This is a genomic window from Bradyrhizobium sp. BRP19, assembly GCF_020194195.1.
Taxonomy (GTDB): Bacteria; Pseudomonadota; Alphaproteobacteria; order Rhizobiales; family Xanthobacteraceae; genus Bradyrhizobium; species Bradyrhizobium yuanmingense.
In genome coordinates this window covers 192,506-208,888 of the sequence record NZ_JADYVZ010000009.1, presented here as the reverse complement: position 1 = coordinate 208,888, position 16,383 = coordinate 192,506, and the positions used below count along the sequence as shown (strand labels likewise).

Genomic DNA, 16,383 nt, shown 5'->3' with positions numbered 1-16,383 from the left:
TTATGTTGATCTCGTTTCGTGCTTGGGAGAGTGCCGTGATTCCCAGCAAAAAACTGCAACTTTATTCGGAAGAGGACCGTGGAGGCTTTATCGGCGGCTCTGATGCTCGGGTCATCATGGGTGACAACGAGGGCGCGCTCCTTCGGCTTTGGCATGAAAAGCGTGGAGAGGTTGAGCGACCAGAGCTGTCGGGCAATCTCATCGTTCAGCTCGGCCGTTGCACCGAAGATTTGAATCGCACTTGGTACGAGCGGAGCAGCGGCCATAGGATCGGAGACGTTCAGCGAAGAGTTCGGCACCCCATCCACAAATGGATGGCAGCCACGTTGGACGGCCGCGTCGAGCAGACGGGGGCGGTCTTCGAATCAAAATTCATGCTGCCTTGGAATTTTTCCGAGGAAGCCGCAGCCGAAAAACATATGGCGCAGCTGCAACACAACATGTGGGTTGTCGCTGCGCCCAAATCGGTGCTCTCGATCATTACCGGCGGTGGCCAGTGGGTGGAGATCAAGATCCACGCGGATCCGCTCTATCAGCACCTCCTCCTCACGGCTGAGAAAAAGTTCTGGCGCTGCGTGCAGAGCGGCGAGCCGCCCGTTCTGTTCAACATCGAGACGCCCCGCCCGCGGCTCGCGGCGGTTAAGGTCGTCGACATGTCCACGTCCAATCACTGGGCGGAGCTGGCGGCCACTTATCTCCGCACCCGGGACGCGCATGGCGAGCATGAGACCGCCAAAGCCGATCTGAAAAGGCTCGTGCCGGAGGATGCCAAGGAGGCGACCGGCCATGGCATCAAAGCCAAGCGCTCCAAGTCTGGCGCGATCAGTTTCGAGGCCGCCGAGGTGACGGAGGGCTCCGATGCACCAGTCCAGTGAGAGGATCGGAACTATCGCAGCCGCCCTCGCCCGCGCCCAGGCTGAACTGGTGAACCCTGAGAAGACGCTGACCGCTGTGATCCGATCATCATTCCCGCGGGAGGAAAATCGGACTTTCCGCTACGCGTCCCTCGCGGCTGGCCTCGACATCGTCCGCAAGACGCTGAGTCAGCAGGAGATCGCCACGATCCAGACCACCCGGATCGAGCAGGGCTCGGGCCAGATCCATTTGACGACCCTGCTGGCCCATGCGTCGGGCGAATGGATCTCCTCGGATCTTCCGGTCTGCCCCAGTAAAGACGTCGAAGCGCCACACCGAATGGGCGCGGCCCTCACCTATGCCCGCCGGTATGCCCTGTTCGCACTCGTCGGAATCGCCGGGGAAGACGATTTAGATGCGCCTGATGTCTCGACACAGCTTGCAGTTGCCATCGAGCCGCAGACTGCACTTGGATCGACGGGAAAGTCCCGGAAAGGAGTCCTGAACCGCCATCCTGTCTTATCCGCCGAACAATCCGCCGAGCTCCTGCAGCGCCTCCTGGGCGAGCTCGCTAGCCAGGACGAGAGCGGCGGATTACTTGCCTGGGCCAAAGCCACGCTCCCCCTCAAGAACACTCTTCTGGAGGCGGATGCTCACGTTCTTGAGGCCGCCTATCAGAAGCAGTTCGAGCAAGTCGCCCTTCCTGAACTTAGCGCCGACCCAGCGAGCGACCTCGCTTTTCCGAAGGAACCGCCGCGAAAGCGCAACAAGCAGCATCTGGTGTTCGTCCGCAGCCAAGCCTGCCTCGTCTGCAAGAAGAGCCCAGTTGATGCCCATCACCTGAAGTTCGCCCAGCCGCGAACGCTGGGGCGCAAGGTCAGTGACGAGTTCACCGTCCCGCTTTGCAGGTTTCACCATCGGTCCTTGCATCGCCACGGCGACGAGAGAGCTTGGTGGGCGAACATGCAAATCTCTCCTCTACTCATTGCGAAAGACTTGTGGGAGGCAAGCTCAGCCCATCGCGATACTGTTCCGCTCCGCCGGGAAACCGCAGCGGATGGTAGGCTTCTTGGGGATCGCGAAACGCCCGTGGACACGGCCATACCGAAGACACCGCAACTCCTCGATCCAAGCGGAGGCTTCCCAAACGGAGTCCCGCGAGCCGAGTGATTTCGAGCTGCTTGGTCGAATAGCTTCCAGATACCGACCGCGATCTTCTTTGGTCGACGACGAGCTCGGGTGAGCACGTGAAGGAGCTTGGGTCGATAGCCCAAGCTAAGAGGTCGAGGAAAGCACGGTGGTTCAGGCCCGCGCAAGAGCAGATGAGCCTTGGGAGACCTACAGGCCGGTCGGCTGCCGCTGTGCTCTTGGCCAGCTAGTGGTGGCGCCGAACTATTCAGCGCAACGGCTGCTCTTGAACAACGCACGGCTTAAGCGACGCGGCTAGCTGATTCATCTTGAAGGCCCGAGCGCCAAGTAGTTCTATGCTTTAGCAGTGGCGCCTGATGAGGTGAAGAAATGAGTAACGCGCTCATCGTTCACAAAGCTCATCTGCCAAAATCGCTCCTCAGCGTACGGGCAGCGCAATATGTCCGCATGTCGACCGATCGGCAGCAGTACTCAATTGAAAATCAGGCTGCCGTCATCGCCGCCTACGCCCATGCTCATAATCTCACGCTGGTGCGAACCTACAAGGACGAGGGCGAGAGCGGGTTGCTGCTCAAGAACAGGACCGGGCTCCTCCAATTGCTTGAGGACGTCGGGAGCAACCAGGCCGACTTTGGCCATCTCCTCGTCTTTGACGTAAGCCGATGGGGTCGTTTCCAGGACATCGATGAAAGCGCGCATTATGAGTTCGTTTGTCGGCGCGCTGGGATCAAGGTTGCTTATTGCGCGGAGCAATTCGAGAACGATGGAAGCATGCTCGCGAGCATCGTCAAGAATATCAAGCGCGTGATGGCCGCCGAGTACAGCCGCGAGCTATCAGCGAAGGTCTATGCCGGCCAATGCCGTTTTGCGCGGCTGGGCTACAAGCCTTGCGGACGGGCCGGCTACGCGCTCGTGCGGGAGCTCGTCGACGAAAAGATGCAAACCAGACGAGTGATGAAGAAGGGCGAGCGAAAGTACATCCTGACCGACCACATTCGTATTAGACCGGGCGCCCCCATGGAAGTCGCGGTCGTGAAGTGGATCTTCGAACGGTTTTTGGAGGTTAGATCCGAGACGGTCATCGCGTGGGAGCTCAACCAGAAGGGGCTCGTCTCGAGTACCGGCGCGGCGTGGACCCGCGCTGCGGTTGGCACTGTTCTCAGAAACGAGAGCTATATCGGAAATCTCATTTTCAACCGAAAGTCCCAAAAGCTCCGACAAACGGCCGTGAAGAACCCGCCCGAACAATGGATTAGAAGCGAGGGTTGCATCGAGCCCATCACAGATCGCGAGGTCTTCTTCAGCGTTAGGAAGATTATCGAGGAGCGCCGGGTTGATCTGTCAGAGGAGGAGATGCTCTCCCGCTTGCGCAAAGCACTTCTTAGAGAAGGCCGCTTGACACCGACCATTATCGATCGAACGCCGGGGCTGCCCTGCTCCGCGACCTGCCAAACCCACTTTGGCAATTTTCGCAATCTGTATCGGCTGCTCGGCTACACCCCGAAGCGAAACTACGAGTTTCTCGACGCGCGGCCTGTCTGGTCTGAGTTCAGGTCAAAGCTCGTCGAACAGGCCACCGCTGCCATTAAGGCGGCGGGCGGGCGGATCAGTTCGGGGGGCTGGAGCGATTGCGTCCGAGTGGACGGGATGGCCTGTCTTTCCGTCAGGGCCGCCCGTTGGACCCCTGGCCAAAAGCCAACGCATGCACCGTACTGGAGTATCGAGCGCGAGGCGCGCCTCCCTCACGGCTGGATCGCCGCCGTCCGTTTGGCCGAGCACAACAAGACAGTACTCGATTACGTCCTATTGCCTACCGACGGCAAAATGAAACGCACAATCCGCTTTTCCGAAAAGTCACGAGCGCGGCGGGGGATTGCGCGTTTCAAGACAGTCGATGGCCTCATTCAAGCCGTCGTCCGCCGATTCATAAAGCCGGATCCTACTTCTCACATCGCGCAAGGGCCTAGGAGCAAGCGGCCAAAAGCACAACGATCCAAGACCAAAAACATCCGCCAGCGGCGCTGATTTAGCAAGCCGGATTTGCGACCTTGCGCTGGCGCTCGGGCTGAGCTTTGATGCTCGCATTTGGGAAATGCCTACTATGAGTGTTAAGTCGATTGTCGCGAAAATCCTCAGGGATGAACTTGCGTCCATGGGCATCCGATCGCTGACCGTCCAGGAGTCGGAGAGGATCGCCGCTCACATCTTCGAGCGGATCACTGACCTTGAATTGGAGCTTGCCGCGCGCGACCTCGCCTCTGCGAGCCGATATCGCGACTAGCCTTTTGGCGCTTTGCGCGCTGCGTTGCTTCGACGAGCAAGTATCCGGTGCCGTCCCGACTTGCGCATGACAAATTGCAGAGCGGATTGCGTCAGGCCGAAAGGAAGGATGTTGCTGAGGCTGGCCGTTGGCGGTCAAAAGCGCGAACTAGGGCCCTCTCTAACCGGGCGCCTCGTATCGGCTGCAGACTGTGCATGGACGAGCTAACAAACGGGTAGGCTACCCCGTTCACGCCAGCGAGCCGCCGTGCTATCCTCACTGGCGGCCACTCATCGGTCGTAATCTCAGTTAACTCCCGCTTTCGAGTCGGCGGGCTTTTCTATGAACCTTGACCGATGAATGGGTCAGTTCAGACTCGCGGACAGTAACTACGCTTTAACGCGTGTTGTGCGGTGGCGCCGGGTCATGTAGATAAGGCCTGTGCTAACGTCAGTTGCGTTCGAGTTTCATGATCACGTACAAGCAGTATCACATCCAGCGGTTCGAGCACGGCCATAAGCGCTGGATTGCTCGCATCACACGGGCGGATGGCCAAAACATTCGCACCATCCTGCCCGCTTCTGAGCATCCGTACCTTGATACGAAACCCACCGCCTCCGCCGAGGAAGCCGAGGAGCTTGCCAAGGAAGGCATCGATTTTGGGGGTATGGTTTAAGCGGCTCTGCAAAACCGGAGTTGGCTTCCCGTTTGCACGTGAGATCGAGGGTTCCCGTATCGGTTTTCCGACGCCAATCACGTTCGTTAGGAAGCGTCACCTGGCTGCTCACGGCAGGATCGGTTTCCCAACCCAAGCCAGCGCAGTGGAGCAAGCGGCTGAAAACAATGCTGTCCAAAACCAGGAACGGCCACGGGCGGCGCTGATTGAGCGAAGGTACAGGAAGGCTCCGAGAACCTTTCCGTAATTCCTTCGGAATTCTCCGTTAAGCTTGGCTACTTCAGGCAGATCGGACAAAGTCTTGCATTCGTCGGCCATTGGCTGGGCTCCATATGCGGGGGACCAGCACCCTATGAACCACTGTTTTGCCCGACGATGCAAGTTCCATTTCGGTTTTCTTGATTTGCCCTGCAAAGTCGGCTGATGAGGCCAGATTGCCCATCGGAGATCAAGTCCTAGCTGGATTGGCCGCTTACCTCAGGCTTGAATCGGGCCAATGGGGACCCTCCTCGACCGTCCGAGATCGCCGCAAGGTTGGCCGCACCATCGCGTAGAGCACGAAGAGACCGATTGTAATCGCGACTGCCAGCAGGGAAAAACGTATTTCATGACGCCTCCTAAACTAGCACTAGCGACGACGCGGGCGGTCCCAACGTGAAATGGGCCAGTTCAAAATGTAAGCTCGACTACAGACCGCAATTAAAGGGCCGAATGAAAGGCGTCTTCACCATCGCTGTTGAGCCCAGCGACACTGCTGAGCGCGCGGGCGTTTGACCCGTAAGGCGACTCCCGGCCCCAGAAACGGGCCGGGAGGCATTACGATACTGGGCCTCCAGACAGGCTTTTGCCCTTTAAGTCGAGACCGTGGACGCAGGACACAAGCTAGCCAGCGGATGGACGTTCCCACCGCTCCTGCAATCTCTTTAGCTTCGAGTCGATTCCTAACGGTGAACCTTCCGAGCTGTCTACTCGGCCAATCAGACAGGAAATTAGGCATGATGGCGTGGCAGCTGGGCGGTTTGGCTCATCCTGGCGATATTCACTTTAAGCGTAGCGCTCGGCTACCTGCTTGCTCGCTGGAACATCGATCTCCAAGGATCGACGTGAATGGGCGGGCTGACCATGGCTGTTGGCGGACCAACCCTCGATATCGCCCGCATGGCCCGCCAGCGCCAACTTGAACCGCTGGATCGTCCAAATGGCTTGAATGAAACGCAGTCGAGAACCAGCCGCTCGTCGCTCTCTGTGGCAGTCGTCTATCCAACATCGCCGGCATAGAATAGCCAAAAAGACCAAGCAAACTGAGGGTCCGCTACGTCAGAAAAGCAATCCTATTGAGTATCGGCTTGGGCACCGGTCTTGCGCGCAAGTACGGCAAGCCGACGATTTGATCTCCGCGCCGAGGCGGCCTGCACCACAATGCACCATTGGCGATGACTCGGGACGCCCTTGCGGTTGAGCAGGGTCGTCGATACCATCAATACTAGCCGCCAGCGTGAACCGGGGGGTCTCTGAGGGCGGTCTTGTAAGCGACGTCTGCAAAGGGTCCCGTCCATGACGTCGGGAGGCTGCTACTTCGCCACCGTCCTTTGGAGCTTGACCGGACATTGGGCGGCCAGCCGCATACGGCTACACGGCGAGCCCTTCTCGCGCTTCGCGCTGTGCCGGTTTGACGAGCAGCTATGCAGGTATTGGCGTCATCCGATCTCCGCTGGCGAATGACCGACGGGATCGCGTCCGATCCCAAAGGAAGAGCATTCTTGTAGGCGGCTCGGCTCCGCGAGCTGCTGCCGGTTATGGATACATGGTCAAAGCCAATCCTATCTTGAGCTCTAACTCAACCGAGCCGAGATAGCCTAAAGTCGAGTGCCTGCGGGTCGTGTCATAAACTCGTTCGACGGAGTCGAACACATCGGCTCGTTCCTCGTATCTGGTACGGTAGATCTTGTTGGCGGTCCCTTCTGTCTTGAGCGAGAGAGAAGAAGCTTTCCTCGTTGTCCAGACGTTGTCAGAGCGGCTCATGCTGACGATGCTCGTCGGCCATCACATGCCACGCCGCCAAATGGCCAACAGCAGCTTATCCGTCACGAGTTGGGCCATCATGGCGGCGCTATCGACCAGCCCACCACGCGAAGCGAAAACAGGTTGATGACCGGCGTCACACAGAGCCAGCCCTTCGGCTGTCCGGAGATCTGAAGTCGGCGATCCACTTCTGCTCGGTCGCTAGACTAGGCGGTGAACTCCCGGTCCAGCAGGTTCGCGGGCACGGTCTCCAGCCGCCGATCGCCGCTGTCCTTCGGCAGGCGTCGCCAGCGTGGCAATGCCCCCAAGCCCGGCAGGCGCACTAGCCGTTTGATCGGATGCAGGCCGCAGTCGCCCCGTCGGGGAGCAAACCGCCATACCTGGCGCGCGCCATAGGTACGGTCGCGGGCGGCGAAGCTGGCCATGACCTTGGAGCCGAGTTCTTCCTCGCTACGGGATCTGGCCCTACAAGAACGGTTCAGCCAGACATAGAATCTCGACGGTGCCACCCCGCACGGCGCATAGCCATGTCACCGGCCAGTTGGTGCGGTGCGATGAAGCAGAACTTCTTGTCGCTTCCTTCGCTAAATACGCTGCGGCACTTCTTGGATATCCCGCTCAGCTTCAGCTTGGCCACCTTACGGCGTAGCCGTTCGATCGTCTGCTGCTCCGGCTCATGTGCCCGCGGCTAGGAAACGCTCCATAGGGTCGGTGCGCCGAACTCCTTCACCCAATATCTGCTGAGAACGTTCTCAGAAACATCGAGGTCGCTCTTGCTTGCGCCACCGACACCCCGCGCTCCCTGGCCGACTTAACCGTTCCGACCTGAATTCGCGACTGAACTTCCTCTCTTAATCTCCCACCTACGGCTTTATGAAACACCAAATCTCGGTGTCCGTTAAACCGGCAGCAGCTTAATCACCGCAATAACTCTTCCAACTGTGGGCCGGCGAGGAATTTCGCCGCCACCTGTCGCCGGACCCCTATGATCTGCCTGATCGGGGTTGGAAAAACAAAGCGAAAGCGCGGATCGGGCGTCAATGCGAGAGCGATCTGCGACGCACCTGCTTCGAAGTCCACCGTTATCGCCAATGCGTCATCCCCGAGTGGACGGGGCTTGAGAATTGCGGAGCCGTGCTGGATACGCTGAACGCGCCTGGTAATCGACCTTCCAGCAAGAAGGACGAGATATGGCCCCGCCTGCGGCGCGACAATCGGAAGCGACAGAAAAGGAGTGGTGTAGGACGCTGCGCCAAAATAAAGCAGATCCGGATCCGGGTTGGGCACGCCTTGCCAAAGCATGCCGCCGTCGGCTTGAAAGATTGGGGTCATGCCGAGAGCCGCGGCGCGCTCGGCGAGATAGCTATCTTGCGGGCCACGAAAAGATGCAAGCAAGTTGACCTTATACAGTGAAAGAACGTCGAGCCCGGTATTGGTGAGGATCAAGTTCGGCGCAATTTCCCTTTGAGTTTCGCTGCACAGCCGCAGCGACGTATGCGCGTCCATGTGCCGATAAGCAGGGAAAAGGCTGCAGAACACCGCGACCCGGTCCGCATATAGATCCCGCCACATAATGTATCGCGGATCAGGGATAAGGCTTGGAGATCGTGAAACAGCGAGAAGCAAGCCATTCCTATAGGCTTGCTGCGGATACTCGTATTCGGGTGGCACGAGCAATCGGCTCCCTTCCGGAGATTCTGCCGTGTGAGTCCGAAGACGGTCCAGCAGCGCCGAAGCTCCCTCCGGCAACGGGATTGCGCGACCAAGATATGTGAAGGTCCCGACTGATCTGCCAACCGAGTCAGGCAATGCGCCCGCTGTCGCCCACTGATTACGGAGCACGCCCAGCATGAGAAGGGGCAACGCCGCAAAAATTGCGATCCTGCGGTTGGTCGAGGGCGGAATCATCAGGATGAAGCCCGAGACGACCGCAAATGGGAAAATGGCGTTGGTCAGAAAACGGTATTCATGGTTCTGGAACCCGAAGATCTTTCCGTAACCCATCGCAATCGAAACGACCAACATTGCGGCAATCCAGATCAAAGCGTCGGAGCGCTTGAGCCGTGGCGCGCTCAGGAAAACCAGCAGGGCACAAAGGATGTAGGCGAGATAAAACAGAACGAACTCGGTTTTGGGCAGAGGCGAATCGTAGGACTGGAATGCACTGCCCTGCAACCCGAGCTGCCAGACCTGAAGCAAATAGGGAGACGCAACGACCAGTGCTGCAGAACCATAAACCGCGGCAAAGCGCAGACTTCTCAAGTCCGTGAGCGAGATGACGAAGCAAAAGGACCAATAAACCGCGAAATTGACCATCGATACGCCGGTTCGTCGGCTGACGAGAGCGATGCCAGTTGTAAGCACCAGCATTGCCGCAACCCTCAAAAGGGCATCGATCGGTCGTCCATCTCGGATACGGACCGCGATCGTGTCGAACACCACATAGACACTTGCCGTCGTCGCGACCTGCAGAAAGGTCAGCGTGTGGGCCAGGCAGCAGACGCCAAGCAACGCCCCCGCGAACAAGGCAAGCAACACTCCGCCTTGCCGTCGCGCACGGTAGAGCGCTGCGAGTGAAGGAAGAAACCAGCCCCAACCGAAACCTTGCGAAGAGGCAATGCCGATCGCCTGCGCCGGAGGGATCAACGTCTTGGTGGACGCTTGCAGCCCCGAGACCGGTTCGAGCAAGGTATACAGATAGTGAACGAACGGGGTTTCGGCCGACGCAAGGGCAAGAATGGCCGAAAGCAACGCCGCTCCCCGATCGCCCCCGACTGCGCGGACGGACCAGTAGGTGCCGAGAAAGATGAATGCGATCAGAAACGGAACGTAGATCAGCGCCTGAGCTGAATAGGTTGGGAGGCCAGTCGCCCACGCTAGTAAATTTATCAGCCAGTCGGATAGAAAATTATAGAAGGTCGGGAATTCCCCGGAATAGGCATCCGTCACGAGCGCGACGCCATGGAAACGGCCATACAAAGAGAGCGAAACAGATTCCGTCTGGCCCACGGTGTCGACCTGTCCGTGCCACAGATCCAGGAACTGACGGCCAGCAAAAACGCTGATGAAGACAAACAGGAAAACTAAGACCAGGGCGGGATGATGAGCATCGCGATTGGCTTGCATGCCCACAATTTGCCTGTCTATGATTATCCAGTAAACAAGGGATTTTCATCTTCCACTCTCACAACGTCCACTGTGAGGATCCGGTCAGCTTCCCGTCGCACAGCAGGACGGCTCACGGTCGTGATGGCAGTGCTTGATGTCGGAGCTGATCCCAATCACATTCGTGCGCACTACGGCACCGCCAGCATCGGCAGATGCCCGAATGACCAGCGTCACTTCAGCGGACAATCGATCCTGCGTGCGATGGCCGGGGCCTCCATGACGATGACCGTTGTCAGGTTTGACTTGGCAGCCCTCGAGCAGAGCTGCGCGTCCGTCGTTGGGGCAGAGCTGGCATCCGGGAGATAGACGGGTGGAGAATAAAGGCCGCATTTGAGAGCAGATGGCGTGAGACCCCTTAGCAGCGGCACGCCGATGATCGCCGAGGCAAAGAAGGGATTGCCGCGACAATCCACATTGGTGCTCCAGAATGCCGAATTGTCCGGAGGAACGAAAACGGCAGCATAGCGGTCCTGCGCCAGTCCTGCAGACAACAACGTTTGCTTCGCCTGGCCTCCTGGTGTACGCTTGATGTCGGTAGCCAACGCCGTACGAGCGGGATGGCCAGGAGCCACGAGCTCAAAAAGTCCTTGCCATGGCGTGATGTTGGGGCCGGCACTTTCTCCGTTCAGCATGCGCATACGCGTCCGAAGGTCTTCGAGCTGGAGCGCAACTTTCTTAAGGCTGTTCCTCTTCTCGCCGGTGGCCAGCGCCACGAGAACGATAGCCAGAATGACGATGGCGGGCGTCAAAAGGCGAACGCGCGGTTCTCCCAAAATGGCCGGGCCGTAGGCACTCACGAACACGATGCAGCCCCACGTCCCCACATTCACGAAATAGTAGGCGGTGTCGTAGATGTCCAGTAGCAACGCCGGCACGAGACAACCGATCACAAGGATGACAAACGTCTCCGCAACTTTCCTGTCGCGCGCCGAGCCCGATAGCCACACCTTCGCTGCAGCACATAGCAGCACGAGATTTGCCGCGATGTTCGGCCATGCGCCCCGCGGGTAATCCACGACGAAACGAAAGAGGCTGAACCCCCGAGAATATGAGCCTGCATCCGGTGAAAAGATCGCGGCCAGCGGCGCGACGAGCAGCAGAATCGGCAGAGCCAGGGCGATCAGGTTTCGAAGTGTCAAACCCTGCTGTCGCCACAGCAGATATCCGGTAGCGCCCCAGAATATAACGCCCACGGAAACCTTCGAGAGCTGGATCAGGATGCCGGTGATGACGAGCGCCGCGATCTGCAAGCCGGGACGCAACCGAAAGTCGTCTTCAGCAATTTCTGCCAACAACGGAAACGCGAGCAGAAGCAGGGTGATCGACAGACAGTAAGACTCTGACACGAGATAGGAGGTCCATCCCCAAAGGTCAGCAGTGACCAGGAGCAAAAGCGGAACCAATGTGACGAAGGCGCCATCAAACGATTCCGCTTTCGTCGGCCGTAGCAAGTGGACCGCCAAGGCCAGATTGAAGAACAACACCGGAATGGCCACGATCTGCGTGCCGATGTAGTAGGCGTCCAACGTGGGGACACGAAGCCAGATACCGAAACACCCCAGCCAGATGTGCGAGAGCACGTGGTATTTGATCGGCGTCAGCCCATCGAGGCCGAAGCTGAGCGCGCCATACTTGAGCAGCATGTTGGCGATGGCAGCATGGAAGAACGTGTCGAGATGCTGGGTACCGATCACGGCCTGTTCCGGCGTGAGAACCGTCGCATAGCCCTTTGAATTTACCACGAAGAAGTAGCCGATGCCGGAGGCGCAGCCGCCTATCAGCGCCAGCATGAAGTGGCTGCTCGGCAGTTCGCGGGCAGCTACCACCTGTCGCACCCCGATTGCCACCAGCCCGAGCAGCAAGGGATAAGCGACAATGTCGGTCGCAGCCCCGATTAGCCAGGCAAGACACGGCAGGAAAATCACCGCGAGCGTGAACAGGAGCACCGGAGCATAGCCACTGCGCCGCTGCTCGACGAATCTGACCGTCAGCAGGGTTGCACAGGATATGATCGCGGCAGCGAGCAAGAACGCCTTGACGAAGACGAACCAATCAGGGCCGCCCAACGGCATGCGCACGACGGCGCATATGACCGCTGAAACCGCCGACATCGTCCAACCGAAGATGGCGGAGAAGTAGATGGGACTCGAGGTCAGCGTAACATGCGACTCGTCTCCGCCGAGCTTCGAGGGCGGCGCCCCGAACAATCGTTGACTGATCAGCACGTTCGCGAGCCCATTCCTCATGCTCGCCGCGAACGCCAGCCGGCATAGCGCATAAACGCTGCCTTGCTCAGCACCGTCTTGTGGGTCTGCAGCCGCTGTAGCGCTCGTTCAGCCCATGACAGCTTGATGCCGAACTCGTCGGCCAATGCGTTGAACTGCAGCAAGCTCAAATGATAGAGCTTGCCGGTCGCGTTGCCCCCTGAGTATCGATTGTGAATGAGCTGCCGCGGTAGATGAAACAGTGAACCGTGCTCGGCGCATTTGGCCGAGTGATACACATCCGCGAGATAGCTCAAATGGCCGGGATAAGTGATGGCGGCGCCCGCCGACCGGCGGTGTAGCAGCGGAATTCCGAAGAGATTCCTGCCCGATATGATCGAGGCCTTCAGCGTGGCAGCGGTGTCGAAGCGGCCTACACGGTTAAAGCGCCGCGCTGCAAGCGTCCTACCCAGTGCATCGATGTAAAGCAGATCGCAATACACCGACACGACGTCAGGCGTATCCGTCATCACCTTCAACGCGCTGCTCAGGGCATCGGTCGCACCGAGGCGATCGTCACTGCAGAGGAACATATAATAGTCGGCAGTGACCAACTCTCCGATACGATTGATGTTATTCATCATCCCCTGGTTCTCGCGATTGCGATGAACCGAGAGACGAGGCTCCATCGAGGCTGCGTTTGCCAGCCATTCCGAGGTTCCATCGGTGCTTGCATTGTCGCTGACAATCACCTCGACTTCGACATCCTGTTGCATCAACACGGATGCAACGGCGTCAGGCAGGAACCGAATATCGTTGTAGACAGGGATATAGACCTGAATTGTCTTGTTTGATCCAGCCATCCTAAACGATCTCGAGCTCAGGTACCGCGAACACGATTTTGGTGCCTTGCTCACGACGTGCAGCGAACAGCCGCAACAACTCCTCCCGAAGATTCCACGGCAACACCAGCACGAAATCCGGCCGCTCGCTGTCGAGAATGCTCGGCGCAAAGACCGGCACATGGACGCCCGGGATCAGCAATTCCTGCTTGCTGGGATTGCTGTCGACGGTGAACGGCAGCAGATGCCTGGTAATGCGGGCGTGGTTCAGCAACGTGGTCGCCTTTGCGGGGGCGCCGAAGCCGGCAACCTTGCGTCCCGAGCGACGCGCATCGATGAGGAAGCGGCGCAAATCCTCGCTGATGCGATCGATGCGATCCCGAAAGGCGGCGGCGTTCGAAGTCGCCTCGGAGAATTCGGCTTCCTCACGCAACAGCGTCTCGGTGAAGTACCGAGACGGCGCAAAGGACGCCGCTTCGCGGCAGACGTACAAGCGTATCGAACCTCCATGCGTCGGCAGAAAGTCGACGTCATAGACGCGAAGACCGTGCCGCTTGAAAAGCTCGACCGCAGCGCGAACCGTATAGTAGCTGTAGTGCTCGTGGTAAAATGAATCGAACTGCGCGTTCTTGATCAGCGAAAGAAAGTAGTGCACTTCGACCGTCAGCACACTCTCGCCCTGCAGGAGCCGCGCAAAGCCCGCAGCGAAGTCGTTCAGGTCGGGAACATGCGCAAATACGTTGTTCGCCACCATAAATTTGGGTTTCAGCCCACTGGCCGCCAACCGCTCGGCAGTTTGTAATCCGAAAAACGCCGTCTCGGTTGGGATGCCCTTCTGACGCGCCGCGTTTGCGACGTTTTCCGATGGCTCGACGCCGACCACCTGCATCCCCCGGTTCTTGAAGAAATTCAGGAGATAGCCATCATTGGAGGCAACTTCGGCGACGACATCGCCTTCCTGGAGCGAAAAGCGTTGGATGGCCTGGTCGGCGAACGCCTCGCAATGGGCGAGCCAGGAATTTGAGAAGGATGAGAAATAGGCGTAGTTGCCGTGAAAGTGCGTATCCGCCGGAAGGTCTTCCGCGAGCTGGACCAAGTGGCACGCCTCGCAAGCCATGACTCGCAATGGATAAAACTTTTCACCCAAAGCGATGTCCTGCGGAAGCAGCAGCGCATTCGAGATTGGCATCGCGCCAAAATCGATGAGCTCTTGTCGCAGTTCCGCTCCACAGGAGCGGCAACGGCTAGATCGGAGTATGGGCGGGGGCAAGTCGATGCTCAATCTGTTGTTGGCAAAGCTCAAATGGGTCTTTGCCAGCATGGAATGCTTTATACCAGGATATGCTTTCGGCGACAGCCTCTCGGGAGGACATGCGAGGCTGCCATCCCAAGACGCCGACGGCCTTGCGGGAGTCGAGCTGCAAGAGCTTGCTTTCCTTCATTGCACGATCGCCGGCGACGACGTTCCAGCTGAAGCGCTCGGGCCAGATCTCGGCAATCCAGTTGCAAACCTCCGAAACCGCGGCGCTGGGTTGATCGGGCAGCGGGCCGAAATTGTACGCGGCGTCGTTGGGATCTGCGAATACCTGCCTTTGCCGGCTGCCATGTTCGATCAGCATCAGATAGCCGACTAGGGCGTCGAGCACAAACTGCCAGGGCCGGGTCGATGACGGGCTTCGAACGCTCAATGGAGTTTGGCCAAGAGCGGCGCGAACGGCGTCCGGGATCAGGCGGTCCTGGGCCCAGTCGCCGCCACCGACGATGTTGCCAGCCCGCGCCACCAGCGAAATCACGCCACTCGGCTGCTGATAGGAGGCGCGATAGGCCGCGATGACCGCCTCGGTGGCAGCCTTGCTCGCGCTGTAGGGATCATGGCCACCTAGGCGATCGCTCTCGATGAAGTGCCGCCCCAGCTCCTGATTGTAATAGACCTTGTCGGTCGTGGTCGTCAGAATCGCTTGCAACGACTTCTGCCCACGTAGCGCTTCGAACAGATTGACGGTGCCGATCACATTCGTATCGAAGGTGACGGCAGGGAATTGATATGCGAAGCGGACCAGCGACTGGGCGGCAAGATGGATAACGATTTCCGGCTGCTCTGCATCCACGATGGCCTGGATCTGCTTCACATCCCGCAAATCTGCCACATGATGGGCTTCGATGCGCTTTGCGAGCCCGGCCTGCTCGAACAGACTCGGCTTTTCGGCCTCGAGTGAGACCCCAGCAACGCGCGCTCCGAGGCTGCGGAGCAACATGGTCATCCACGCGCCCTTGAAGCCCGTGTGCCCCGTCAGCAGTATCTTTTTCCCGTTCCAGAAATGGCGATCCAGAACCGCATCGGCTTCGATCATGACTTCCACATTCGCCACGCGGCCCGATCTTCCGCCCACAACTGCTCGAGCAACTGCATCTCGCGGAAGGTGTCCATGCATTGCCAGAAACCGCTATGCCGATAGACGCTGACCTGGTTTTCCCGGGACAGCGTTTCGAGCACGGACGTTTCGAGAGGATCGTTGCCGTCACTCGCAAGCATTTCGAACGCCGACCGCTCGAAAACCATGAAGCCGCCGTTGATCCAGCCGGACCCCACTTGCGGCTTCTCGACGAAGCTTCGCACTGTGTCCCCCTCGAGATCGAGTTCGCCGAACCTTGAAGACGGCCGAACCGCTGTGACTGTCACCAGCCTGCCCGAGGCGAAATGATGCTCGAGCAGGCGATCGACGTCGATGTCGGCCACGCCGTCGCCATAGGTCAGAAAGAAGCGCTCGCCGTCGAGAACGCTGAGCGCACGCTTCACGCGCGTTCCTGTCAAGGTCTCGATACCGGTATCGAGCAAGGACACCCGCCAGTTCTCCACCCGCTCCTGTGCGCCGAGGTGTTCGACGTGATTGTCGGCCAGGTGGACGCGATAGCTGCCAGTGTTCGATCGGTAGTTCAAAAAGTAGTTCTTGATGATTTCGGCCTTGTAGCCCAGGCAGAGATGGAAATCGTTGCAACCGAAATGATTGTAGATCCGCATGATGTGCCAGAGGATCGGGCGCCCCCCGATGGTGACCATCGGCTTCGGTTTGAACTCGGTCTCCTCGCGCAGGCGCGTGCCCTGTCCGCCGCAGAGGATTATGACCCCAAGGTCACTGCTCTTCCCGGAACGCTTCATCGATCCTCCTATGCGGGCGTACCTTGACGTCAAAGGCAGTCCTCTATAAC

12 protein-coding genes and 1 pseudogene are annotated in these 16,383 nt (G+C 58.8%); 5 read left to right on the top strand and 8 right to left on the bottom strand.

Annotation, left to right across the window (positions count from 1 at the left end; translation table 11 throughout):
• Positions 1-35: 35 nt before the first annotated feature.
• The 4 genes from I6F36_RS25545 to I6F36_RS25530 all read left to right on the top strand — a co-directional run bounded on the left by I6F36_RS25545 (position 36) and on the right by I6F36_RS25530 (position 4,940).
• Positions 36-875, top strand: a complete 840-nt coding sequence (locus I6F36_RS25545; RefSeq protein ID WP_225172423.1) for a YqaJ viral recombinase family protein — start codon at positions 36-38, stop codon at positions 873-875.
• On the top strand, positions 859-2,025 hold the full coding sequence (locus I6F36_RS25540; protein WP_225135795.1) for an ERF family protein: 1,167 nt from the start codon (positions 859-861) through the stop codon (positions 2,023-2,025). Before I6F36_RS25545 ends, I6F36_RS25540 begins: the two co-directional genes overlap by 17 nt.
• Before the next feature lie 348 nt (positions 2,026-2,373).
• Positions 2,374-4,029, top strand: a complete 1,656-nt coding sequence (locus I6F36_RS25535; protein ID WP_225135793.1) for a recombinase family protein — start codon at positions 2,374-2,376, stop codon at positions 4,027-4,029.
• Positions 4,030-4,733: 704 nt separating this feature from the next.
• Positions 4,734-4,940: a hypothetical protein gene (locus I6F36_RS25530; RefSeq protein WP_225135791.1), complete on the top strand. Its 207-nt coding sequence runs from the start codon at positions 4,734-4,736 to the stop codon at positions 4,938-4,940.
• A gap of 108 nt (positions 4,941-5,048) precedes the next feature.
• On the opposite strand, the gene I6F36_RS25525 is transcribed toward I6F36_RS25530, so the two are convergent.
• Positions 5,049-5,258, bottom strand: coding sequence for a hypothetical protein (locus tag I6F36_RS25525; protein ID WP_225172422.1), 210 nt, complete (start codon positions 5,256-5,258; stop codon positions 5,049-5,051).
• A gap of 789 nt (positions 5,259-6,047) precedes the next feature.
• Here I6F36_RS25525 and I6F36_RS25520 point away from each other — a divergent pair.
• Entirely contained in the window at positions 6,048-6,218 is a 171-nt protein-coding gene (locus I6F36_RS25520) for a hypothetical protein (protein ID WP_225135789.1), read from the top strand.
• Between the two features lie 516 nt (positions 6,219-6,734).
• On the opposite strand, the pseudogene I6F36_RS25515 reads toward I6F36_RS25520, so the two are convergent.
• The 7 genes and pseudogenes from I6F36_RS25515 to rfbF form a co-directional block, all read right to left on the bottom strand.
• Positions 6,735-7,844, bottom strand: a pseudogene (locus I6F36_RS25515) (IS3 family transposase).
• A gap of 36 nt (positions 7,845-7,880) precedes the next feature.
• Positions 7,881-10,088: a hypothetical protein gene (locus tag I6F36_RS25510; RefSeq protein ID WP_225136913.1), complete on the bottom strand. Its 2,208-nt coding sequence runs from the start codon at positions 10,086-10,088 to the stop codon at positions 7,881-7,883.
• Between the two features lie 212 nt (positions 10,089-10,300).
• A complete protein-coding gene (locus tag I6F36_RS25505) occupies positions 10,301-12,376 on the bottom strand; it encodes a hypothetical protein (protein ID WP_225136917.1) in 2,076 nt (691 codons plus the stop codon).
• A complete protein-coding gene (locus I6F36_RS25500; protein WP_225136919.1) occupies positions 12,373-13,197 on the bottom strand; it encodes a glycosyltransferase family A protein in 825 nt (274 codons plus the stop codon). Before I6F36_RS25500 ends, I6F36_RS25505 begins: the two co-directional genes overlap by 4 nt.
• A 1-nt stretch (position 13,198) precedes the next feature.
• Positions 13,199-14,497: a class I SAM-dependent methyltransferase gene (locus I6F36_RS25495; RefSeq protein WP_225136921.1), complete on the bottom strand. Its 1,299-nt coding sequence runs from the start codon at positions 14,495-14,497 to the stop codon at positions 13,199-13,201.
• Positions 14,421-15,527 (bottom strand): CDP-glucose 4,6-dehydratase, encoded by a 1,107-nt coding sequence (gene rfbG, locus I6F36_RS25490; RefSeq protein ID WP_225136923.1) that lies wholly within the window; start codon positions 15,525-15,527, stop codon positions 14,421-14,423. The genes I6F36_RS25495 and rfbG overlap by 77 nt, the downstream gene beginning before the upstream one ends.
• A complete protein-coding gene (gene rfbF / locus I6F36_RS25485; RefSeq protein WP_225136925.1) occupies positions 15,524-16,333 on the bottom strand; it encodes a glucose-1-phosphate cytidylyltransferase in 810 nt (269 codons plus the stop codon). The genes rfbG and rfbF overlap by 4 nt, the downstream gene beginning before the upstream one ends.
• Positions 16,334-16,383: the final 50 nt, after the last annotated feature.

Excerpts from the sequence above, each read along its gene's own strand:
- rfbG (WP_225136923.1), bottom strand. The coding sequence starts at position 15,527 with ATGATCGAAGCCGATGCGGTTCTGGATCGCCATTTCTGGAACGGGAAA.
- I6F36_RS25520 (WP_225135789.1), top strand. The coding sequence starts at position 6,048 with ATGGGCGGGCTGACCATGGCTGTTGGCGGACCAACCCTCGATATCGCC.
- I6F36_RS25505 (WP_225136917.1), bottom strand. The coding sequence starts at position 12,376 with ATGAGGAATGGGCTCGCGAACGTGCTGATCAGTCAACGATTGTTCGGG.
- I6F36_RS25500 (WP_225136919.1), bottom strand. The coding sequence starts at position 13,197 with ATGGCTGGATCAAACAAGACAATTCAGGTCTATATCCCTGTCTACAAC.
- I6F36_RS25535 (WP_225135793.1), top strand. The coding sequence starts at position 2,374 with ATGAGTAACGCGCTCATCGTTCACAAAGCTCATCTGCCAAAATCGCTC.
- I6F36_RS25525 (WP_225172422.1), bottom strand. The coding sequence starts at position 5,258 with ATGGCCGACGAATGCAAGACTTTGTCCGATCTGCCTGAAGTAGCCAAG.
- rfbF (WP_225136925.1), bottom strand. The coding sequence starts at position 16,333 with ATGAAGCGTTCCGGGAAGAGCAGTGACCTTGGGGTCATAATCCTCTGC.
- I6F36_RS25510 (WP_225136913.1), bottom strand. The coding sequence starts at position 10,088 with ATGCAAGCCAATCGCGATGCTCATCATCCCGCCCTGGTCTTAGTTTTC.
- I6F36_RS25530 (WP_225135791.1), top strand. The coding sequence starts at position 4,734 with ATGATCACGTACAAGCAGTATCACATCCAGCGGTTCGAGCACGGCCAT.
- I6F36_RS25495 (WP_225136921.1), bottom strand. The coding sequence starts at position 14,497 with ATGCTGGCAAAGACCCATTTGAGCTTTGCCAACAACAGATTGAGCATC.
- I6F36_RS25540 (WP_225135795.1), top strand. The coding sequence starts at position 859 with ATGCACCAGTCCAGTGAGAGGATCGGAACTATCGCAGCCGCCCTCGCC.